10 protein-coding genes and 1 pseudogene are annotated in these 8,339 nt (G+C 62.1%); 7 read left to right on the forward strand and 4 right to left on the reverse strand.

The window, feature by feature from the left end:
- Together HLUSI_RS0102790 and HLUSI_RS0102795 are read right to left on the reverse strand one after the other, a co-directional pair.
- On the reverse strand, nt 1–582 hold a 582-nt coding region (locus HLUSI_RS0102790; RefSeq protein WP_016832523.1), incomplete at its 3' end, for an MFS transporter.
- A gap of 208 nt (nt 583–790) precedes the next feature.
- Nucleotides 791–1,429: a CYTH domain-containing protein gene (locus tag HLUSI_RS0102795; protein WP_016832524.1), complete on the reverse strand. Its 639-nt coding sequence runs from the start codon at nt 1,427–1,429 to the stop codon at nt 791–793.
- A 61-nt stretch (nt 1,430–1,490) separates the two neighbouring features.
- Here HLUSI_RS0102795 and HLUSI_RS0102800 point away from each other — a divergent pair, with 61 nt between their 5' ends.
- Nucleotides 1,491–2,024 carry a hypothetical protein gene (locus HLUSI_RS0102800; protein WP_016832525.1) on the forward strand — a complete coding sequence of 178 codons (534 nt, stop codon included), beginning with the start codon at nt 1,491–1,493 and terminating at the stop codon, nt 2,022–2,024.
- Between the two features lie 90 nt (nt 2,025–2,114).
- Here the strand turns inward: HLUSI_RS0102800 and HLUSI_RS0102805 are convergent, their stop codons facing one another.
- The gene (locus HLUSI_RS0102805; protein WP_016832526.1) at nt 2,115–2,321 is read right to left on the reverse strand and encodes a hypothetical protein; all 207 of its coding nucleotides are present in this window, start codon (nt 2,319–2,321) and stop codon (nt 2,115–2,117) included.
- Nucleotides 2,322–2,466: 145 nt separating this feature from the next.
- On the opposite strand from HLUSI_RS0102805, the gene HLUSI_RS0102810 reads away from it, so the two are divergent.
- Nucleotides 2,467–3,261, forward strand: a complete 795-nt coding sequence (locus tag HLUSI_RS0102810; protein WP_016832527.1) for an alpha/beta fold hydrolase — start codon at nt 2,467–2,469, stop codon at nt 3,259–3,261.
- A 21-nt stretch (nt 3,262–3,282) separates the two neighbouring features.
- Here HLUSI_RS0102810 and HLUSI_RS0102815 read toward each other — a convergent pair whose 3' ends face one another.
- Nucleotides 3,283–4,143: a LysR substrate-binding domain-containing protein gene (locus HLUSI_RS0102815; protein WP_016832528.1), complete on the reverse strand. Its 861-nt coding sequence runs from the start codon at nt 4,141–4,143 to the stop codon at nt 3,283–3,285.
- A gap of 152 nt (nt 4,144–4,295) precedes the next feature.
- Between HLUSI_RS0102815 and phnD the strand changes: the two genes are divergently transcribed.
- The 5 genes and pseudogenes from phnD to HLUSI_RS0102840 form a co-directional block, all read left to right on the forward strand.
- Complete coding sequence (gene phnD, locus HLUSI_RS0102820; RefSeq protein ID WP_029363048.1) at nt 4,296–5,168, forward strand: phosphonate ABC transporter substrate-binding protein; 873 nt, start codon at nt 4,296–4,298, stop codon at nt 5,166–5,168.
- Complete coding sequence (gene phnC, locus HLUSI_RS0102825; protein ID WP_016832530.1) at nt 5,165–5,992, forward strand: phosphonate ABC transporter ATP-binding protein; 828 nt, start codon at nt 5,165–5,167, stop codon at nt 5,990–5,992. Before phnD ends, phnC begins: the two co-directional genes overlap by 4 nt.
- The gene (gene phnE / locus HLUSI_RS0102830) at nt 5,989–6,840 is read left to right on the forward strand and encodes a phosphonate ABC transporter, permease protein PhnE (protein WP_016832531.1); all 852 of its coding nucleotides are present in this window, start codon (nt 5,989–5,991) and stop codon (nt 6,838–6,840) included. The genes phnC and phnE overlap by 4 nt, the downstream gene beginning before the upstream one ends.
- Before the next feature lie 32 nt (nt 6,841–6,872).
- Nucleotides 6,873–7,961: an iron-containing alcohol dehydrogenase PsrA gene (gene psrA / locus HLUSI_RS0102835; protein ID WP_016832532.1), complete on the forward strand. Its 1,089-nt coding sequence runs from the start codon at nt 6,873–6,875 to the stop codon at nt 7,959–7,961.
- A gap of 28 nt (nt 7,962–7,989) precedes the next feature.
- Nucleotides 7,990–8,339: pseudogene (locus HLUSI_RS0102840) on the forward strand (phosphonoacetaldehyde hydrolase); the annotation flags it as partial.

An 8,339-nucleotide genomic window follows, 5' to 3' on the forward strand; every position in this document is an offset into this window, starting at 1 on the left:
CACGAACAGCCATTGCCAGCCTTTGAAACCGCCCAGGCCCTGCGACAACTCCATGATGTAGGCGGCCAGAGGACTGCCGACCACCAGCGAGACCGCCGAGGCCGAGACGAAGATCCCCAGCGCCTTGCCGCGCCGGTGCGTCGGCAGCCAGTAGGTCAGATAGAGGATCACGCCGGGTTGCAGGCCGGCTTCAAACGCGCCCATCAGGAAACGCAGGAAGTAGAACTGCGTCGCGGTCTGCACCCACGCCATCAGCACACAGGTAATGCCCCAGCCGATGGTGATGCGCATGATGGTCTTGCGCGCGCCGAATTTTTGCAGCGCAAGGTTGCTCGGCACTTCAAAGATGAAATAGCCGATGAAGAAAATCCCCGCACCGGCGCCGTAGACGGCGTCCGACCATTGCAGGTCGCTCATCATGGTCAGCTTGGCGAAACCGACATTGACGCGGTCGACCCAGGCCAGGAACCAGATCAGCGTGACGAACGGGACGATGCGCCAGACGACGCGACGGAAAGTGACGTCGCGTTCTTCCGCGGCGGTGTCGATATTGGCAGGCGCGGCTGCGGCGATGGTGTTCATGGGTTCCCCTGTCTTGGATGAATCAAATCCGTGACGGCTCCTCTCGATTTGCACCACTGCTGTGCAAATCAGCGAAGTTCGCCGTCCTCTTCCAGGCAAGCAGCATCCATGCCACTGCCGGAACGGGACCTCATCCGAATGTCGGGGAAAATTGTCGGGAGAAAATGTTGCAGCCTTGATCAGGCCTTGCAACGCAGCCGGGGCGTCGTTACAGCGAACTGTCCTTGCCTGGGAAGCGCAAGGCGAAACCGCGTTGGGCCTTGCTGACATTGCTCGGCGCCAAGGCAATCGCCTGCCGCAGCGCCTGCGAAAACGCCAGCAGTTCGTCGGTCTGGCCCGATTTCAGCTCCAGCTCGATCTCGCAGATCGGCAACGTGCGACCGTCTGCTTCGACCACGCCCTGATCCAGCGCCAGCTCGACTTCGGTCCCCTGCGGCAAGCGCAATTGCCAGGCAGTGCGACGGAAACTGGTGGCGAAGACTGCCTCCAACTGCGCTGCCAGCCCGGGCAATTCCAGCGCGGCGCGGGCGGCCGGGTTGTCGACCAGCGGCAGCAGCTTGTCCAACTCGATCCGTGGGCCGGCCACTTCGCATTCCCATTCGTGGCGCTGATGCAGGCCCGCCGCGACGCTGCCGCCGCCCTTGTAGGTCTGGATCCACAACGCCCCGGCCTTGCGCACGCGCAGCGCCGAGCGGTGCTGCTTCAGGTGCAACGTCGGAGTGTCGAAATAGGTGCTGAACAAGTCCTGGGATGTGGCGGCGCCGACGGCGTGTTGCTGCAGCAAGGGCAAGGCGCAGAAAGCAACCACGTCCTCGGCGGCGATCAATAGTTTGAGTTCGATTTCCATGTCCGGGAGTTTATCTGCAAACCTGTCGTATCATGGCGGACTTTGCTTCATTGAGCCTCTCATGTCCGACCTTGCGCCAGAATCCCCCGATACCGATACCGATACCGAAGAAGCCGTCACCGACATTTCCGATGTCATCCAGGAGCCGCGCCTGTGGCGCGATGAAGGCTGGACCGCGCGCATCATCAAGAACGACGACGATGACGGCTGGGCGGTGGAAATGACGCGTGAAGGCGAACGTGAACCGACGCTGATCGGTCCGTGGACCATGGGCCGCGACAAGAAGAACCCGAAACCGATGGACAAGAACGCCTTCAACACGCTGGTGAAGACCGCTTCGGAATTCCGTCGCCGCAGCGAGCAGCAGCTGCATGCGCAATTGCACAAGCACGTCACCGTCGACGGTCCGGAAGGCAGTATCAAGGTGACGCTGGACATCGTGCCCGATGACGACTTTCCGTATGCCGACCTGAAGGCTTGGGACGACATGGGCGAGATGCTGGCCAAGGCGCAGGTGGCGCCGAACTTCAAACTGAGCGCCGCCAGCGCCGAGCGTTGGGTCGAGGGCGGTTACCGCAAGCCGACCTCAGGTTAAGAACCCGGTTGGCTTGATCCAATAATAAAAAACGGCAGACGCGAAGTCTGCCGTTTGAGTTTTTGCGCTTGCGCGCGCTTCTTTATCCTGTCAGACCCGGTAAATCTTTTCGCCGGTCTGGACAATCTTGAATTTGGCGTCCGACAAGGGATCAAGCGCACGGCCGTCAGCCAGCTTGTAGGTCTTTAGTCCGGGCGGAGCGGCCTTGTCGGCTTCTTCCAGTTCCGTCTGGTACACCTCGACGTGATAAGCGCCTCCTGTCTTGCCTTTGGCGTCGAATTTTTCAACCAAATCCATATGCGTCTCCTTGTGGTTTCAGGTCAGTGCCGTTTATAAAGATAGCAGATTTATTTTTCTGCGCGGGAGAGATTTGAAGATATTTGCACTGCGTTTTGAAAACATGAAAAACTAGCTGTTCTTTCGACTCGCAAACCCGGTCCCGATGCCTTTCCTGACGAACAACAAAGGACAACGAATCCACTACGAAATCATCGACGGCGATCGCGTAAAACCCTGGCTGGTGTTCCTCCACGAAGGTTTGGGTTGCACTGCAATGTGGAAGGATTTTCCGCAACGCTTGTGTAAGGCGACGGGCTGTCGCGGGCTGCTGTACGACCGTCTCGGCTACGGTCTTTCCGACGCACTGCAACATAGGCGTGAGCCGGATTATCTGCATCGCTATGCGGTCGATGAACTGCCGCAGGCATTGACCGCCTTGTTGCCCGGACAAGCCTGCATCCTGATCGGCCATTCCGACGGCGGCAGCATCGCCTTGTTGCATGCCGCACAACGTCCGCCCCTGCTGCAGGCAATCATCACCGAAGCCGCGCACGTCTTTGTCGAATCGGTGACGCTGGAAGGCATCCGGGCAGCCGACCGCGCCTATGCCGACGGCAAGCTGAAGGGATTGCAAAAATATCATGGCGACAAGACCGAACAGATCTTCAAGGCATGGTCCGACACCTGGCTCTCGCCTGCCTTCGCCGGCTGGAATATCGAGGCGGACTTGCCGCGCATCGACTGTCCTGCCCTGGTGATGCAAGGTATCGACGACCAGTACGGCACGCCGGCCCAGGTCGACGCCATTGTGTCCGGTATCGCCAAGGGAAACGGCGCACCCGCGCACAAAGCCATGCTCCCCGATTGCGGCCACGCCCCGCATCATGAACAGCCGCAGGCGGTGCTCGACCTGATGCGCCAATTCGTTTTGGAACGCATCGCAGAATCTCAGAAATAGCCGCCACCGCAGCCTGAACCCTTACAGCGTCGCCACCTGCTCCAGGAAGGACGCCACCAGCCGGCTGTCCTTGCGATCGGCCAGGCAATAAATATAGGTATGAGTACTGACCGGGTTTCCTTCGATCCGCAGCAATTTCAGACGCGGATCCGGCACGAACTCCGCCTCCGACACCGCACCCAGCCCGATCCCGCGCGCCACCGCCTCGCGCAGCGCTTCGCGGCTGCCGATCTCCATCACCACGCGCGGCATGACGTCAGCTTCCTTGAGCACCTTCTCCAGCGCCAGCCGGGTGGTTGAACCCTGCTCGCGCATCACCATCGGCTGGCCATGCAACTCCTGCAAGCTGATTGCATCGCGCCTGGCGAACGGATGGTCGACGTGGGCAAACACCACGATGGCGTGATCGGCATACGGCACCGCCACGAAGCGCGGATCGTCGTTGAAGCTGGCCAGCACGGCGACGTCGGTAACGTAATTCTCGAGATCGGCCATGGTCTCGGCTGAATTGCCCATGCGGATCGACAGCTCGACGTTGGGGAACTTGCGGCGATAGGCATCGACCATTTCGATCACATGGAACGGCCCTACCGCGCCCAGCTTCAGGTGGCCGATATTGAGCACGCCGGAGTTGTACAGCAGGTTGTAGGCGTCGAGTTCGAGCTCGGCGATCTTTTGGGCGATCGGCAACAGCCGCTGGCCGGTATCGGTCAGGTCGAGACGGCGACCGCGCCGATAGAACAGTTCGACATTGTGTTGGCGCTCCAGCGCCTGCACCTGCGACGTCAGCGTTGGCTGGCTGACGCCAAGCGTGCGCGCCGCAGCGCTGAAACCGCGATTGCGGGCAACGGCGAGGAAAGCACGGAGTTGCGAAGGCGTCATCTATAGATCCAATCAATAGGTAATCGTCAATCTCCTGATTATATCGATAATAAAGACGTCACAAAACCTCCCTAATCTTAGGGTCAGTTAATAGTCATGAACACAAGCCCGTCCTCACAGGACGGACCTCACTCACCGCCGCCAGGAGCATCATGAAACGTCTCTCCGCCCTTTTCCGTCCTTTGGCCTTGTGCCTTAGCCTGATTTCCGCAAGCTCGGCATTCGCCGCCCAGCCCCAACAGCTGACCGTCGGCCTGATCCCCGCCGAAGATTCCCAGGCCATGCTGGAAAACAGCAAGAAGGTCATCGACAGCCTGCAAGAGCAACTGGGCATGCCGGTCAAGCCCTTCATCGCCACCGACTACAACGGCATCATCGAAGCGCTGCGTTCGAAGAAACTGGACGTCGCCTACCTCGGCCCGTTCTCCTATGTGCTGGCGACCTCGATCGCCAACGTCGAAGCCTTCTCCGTTGCCGAAACCAGGAAGACCGGCAAGAGCGCCTACAAGAGCCTGATCATCGTACGCAAGGACAGCGGCATCGAAACCGTGCCGCAACTCAAGGGCCGCACCATGGCCTTCGTCGATCCGTCGTCGGCTTCCGGCCATCTGTTCCCGACGGCCGGCCTGCAAAAGCAAGGCGTCGAACCGAACAAGTATTTCTCCCGCGTGATCTTCTCCGGTTCGCATGACGCCAGCATCCTCGCCGTCGCCAACAAGAAGGTCGACGCCGCCGCCGTGGCCGACCGCATCCTGGCCGCCGCCATCGCCAAGGGCGTGGTCAAGCAAAGCGACTTCAACATCGTCTGGACCTCGCCGGACATTCCTGAATCGCCGATGGTCTGGCGCAAGGATCTGGATCCCGAACTGAAAAAGAAGGTCGCCGCCGCTTTCGCCAACATCAAGAACGTCGAATGGGGCGACCAGGGCGTGCTGAACGGCTTCGTGCCGACCAACGACGCCGCCTACAACGTCGTGCGCGATACCGCCAAAATCCTCAATCTCGACCTCAAGGCAATGAAATGATCAGGATCCGTTCGCTCACCAAGCAATACGGCAGCAATGCCGTACTGCGCGGCATCGACCTCGATGTCGCTCCCGGAGAATTCCTGGTCGTGCTGGGACCGTCCGGCGCCGGCAAGTCGACCTTGCTGCGCTGTATCAACGGCCTGGCCACGCCAACTTCCGGTGAACTGGTGGCGGCCGGATTCGACGCCACCGATACGCGCAACGGCAACATCCGCAAGTTGCGCCAGCAAGTGGCCATGATCTTCCAGCATCACAACGTCGTGCCGCGCCTGTCGGTGCTGAAGAACGTACTGACCGGCCGGCTCGGCCAGACCGCGACGCTGAGTTCGGTGCTGCAATTGTTCAGCCGCCAGGATGTGGCGCTGGCGATGGATTGCCTGCGCCGCGTCGAACTGGAACACAAGGCCGAACAACGCACCGATGCGCTGTCCGGCGGCCAGCGCCAGCGCGTCGGCATCGCCCGCGCCCTGGCGCAGCGTCCGCAAGTCATCCTGGCCGACGAACCGGTCGCCAGCCTGGATCCCAAAACCTCGCGCCTGGTGCTGCAATACCTGCGCGCCGCTTGCCGCGAACTCGGCATCACCGTGGTCTGCAACCTGCATCAGGTCGACTACGCCCGCGAATTCGGCGACCGCATCGTCGGGCTGGCCGGCGGCAAGCTGGTGTTCGACGGCCGCGGCGACGAGCTGCGCGAGTCGCACCTCAATCTCATCTATTCCGGCCTGGATCAGGTCAAGGCGCAGGACGAAACAGACGCCGCGCGACCGCCGTCGGCACCGTCGGCACCGTCGGAAATGATCCTGGAAGGAGCCCTGTCATGAGCACGCCCTTGTCTGCCAACATGGACCGCGCCAGCTATCACGACTACGTCTGGACCGGCGCCCGTCCGCTGACCTTGCGCTCCTGGCTGCTGTCGATCGCCGCCGTGGCCGCAGTCGCCTTCATCCTCGCCTGGAGCGCGCAAGGCACGCAACTGAGCTGGGGCGAACTGGCCGACGGCCTGCCGCAGATCGGAGACTTCCTGAGCCGCTCCTTCCCGCCCAACTGGAAGATCCTCGGCAATCTGGTCGGCCCCGCCGTGGAAACCGTGCAAATCGCCATCTGGGGCACGTTGCTGGGCGTAATCGGCGCCATCCCGGTGTCGTTCCTCGCGGCACGCAACCTCAATCGCAACCGTGTCGTCTATCAGGCCGTGCGCCAGATGCTCAACGTCACGCGCAGCATCAACGAGCTGATCCTGGCGCTGGTGTTCGTCTCCGCGGTCGGCCTCGGGCCTTTCCCGGGCGTATTGGCGCTGGCCTTGCACGGCATCGGCATGGTCGGCAAGTTCTTTGCCGAAAGCATCGAGGAAATCGACGACGGCCCGCTGGAAGCCCTGCGCGCCACCGGCGCCCGTCCGCTGCAGGTGATCGTCTTCGGCGTGCTGCCGCAGGTCATCACCGCCTGGATCGCCACCGTGCTGTATCGCTTTGAGGTCAACCTGCGCCAGGCAACCGTGCTCGGCATGGTCGGCGCCGGCGGCCTCGGTTTCGAACTGGTCAGCAGCCTCAAACTGTTCAAGTACCAGGACACCGCCACCTGCATCGTGGTCGTGACGCTGATGGTGGTGGTTGCCGACACCATCTCCAGCCGCCTGCGCCAGATGATCCAGGACGGCAAGGTCCATTAATTTTCACGCTCCCATTTTTAGCAAAGAAACCCATGTGGAAATATCACAACCCGGTCGCCATCCAGGCCGGCAGCGGCAGCCTGGCGCAATTGCCGGCGCTGCTCAACGGCAGGCGCGCCCTGCTGATCACGTTCCCCGAAGCCGCCGCGCTCGGACTGGAAGCGCGCATCGCGCAATTGCTCGGCCCGCAACTGGCCGGCATTGAAAACGCCGTGCAACCGAATCCCGACGTCAGCTGGCTCGCCGCGATGTATGAGCGCGTGTGGCGCGAACACCGTGACGTCGATTGCATCGTCGCCTTCGGCGGCGGCAGCGTGATCGACTGCGCCAAGGCCATGCTGACGCGCACACCTTCGGGACGCTTCGATGAATTGCTGGCACATCTGCGCGACGGCGACGCTTTGTCAGGCGCAGGCGCCAAGACGCTGATCGCCGTCCCCACCACCGCCGGCACCGGCAGCGAAGTCACGCCTTGGGCCACCATCTGGGATGCCGACGCCGGCAGCAAGTATTCGCTGCATCAATCATGGACCTGGCCGGCGGCGGCCATCATCGATCCGCAACTGATGCTGAGCCTGCCGCCGGGCATCACGCTGGCCAGCGGCCTGGATGCGCTGTCGCACGCGCTGGAGTCGATCTGGAACGTCAACCGCAATCCGGTCTCGTCCAGCCTGGCCGCCGCCGCCGCACGCACCATCGTGGCGACGCTGCCCGACCTCATGGCGCATCCGCACGACCTTGCGCTGCGCGAACGCATGGCCACCGCCGCGCTGCAAGCCGGCCTGGCGTTCTCCAACACCAAGACTGCGCTGGCGCATTCGCTGTCCTACGACATCACGCTGCACCACGGCGTTGCCCACGGCATCGCCTGCTCGTTCTCGCTGCCGCACGTGATGGCGCTGGCCTTCGGCAACGATGAGGCCGTCGACGCCCTGCTGCTGGACATCTTCGACGCCGCCGATGCGCAGCAAGCCGTCGCCGTGCTGTCGGCGTTCCTCGAACGTCTCGGCGTCAGTACCGATCCATCGCATTACGGCGTCGCCGAAGCTTGGGATGCGCTGGTGCAACGCGCGCTGCAAGGCCCGCGCGGACGCAACTTCATCGCCGCCCTCCACTCTTGATCGCATTTTTGACCGCAAAGGAATTCCCATGACACGTCCCCTCCATGCCCCCATCGACCTGCAGGCAGTGATCTTCGACTGGGCCGGCACGCTGGTCGATTTCGGCTCGCTGGCGCCGACGCAGATTTTCGTCGATGCCTTCAAGAGCTTCGACATGAATATCTCGCTGAAACAGGCGCGCGGTCCGATGGGCCTGTCCAAGTGGCAGCACATCCGCACCCTGCTCGACAACCCTGAAATCGCCCGTCAATGGAAGGAATGCCACGGCGCTCTGCCGGGCGACGCCGATGTCGACGCCATCTATGCGCGCTTCATGCCGATGCAGATCGCCAAGGTCGGTGAATACTCCCAAGCCATCGACGGCGCCGCCTCGCGCGA

This window comes from Herbaspirillum lusitanum P6-12 (assembly GCF_000256565.1).
Taxonomy (GTDB): domain Bacteria; phylum Pseudomonadota; class Gammaproteobacteria; order Burkholderiales; family Burkholderiaceae_D; genus Herbaspirillum; species Herbaspirillum lusitanum.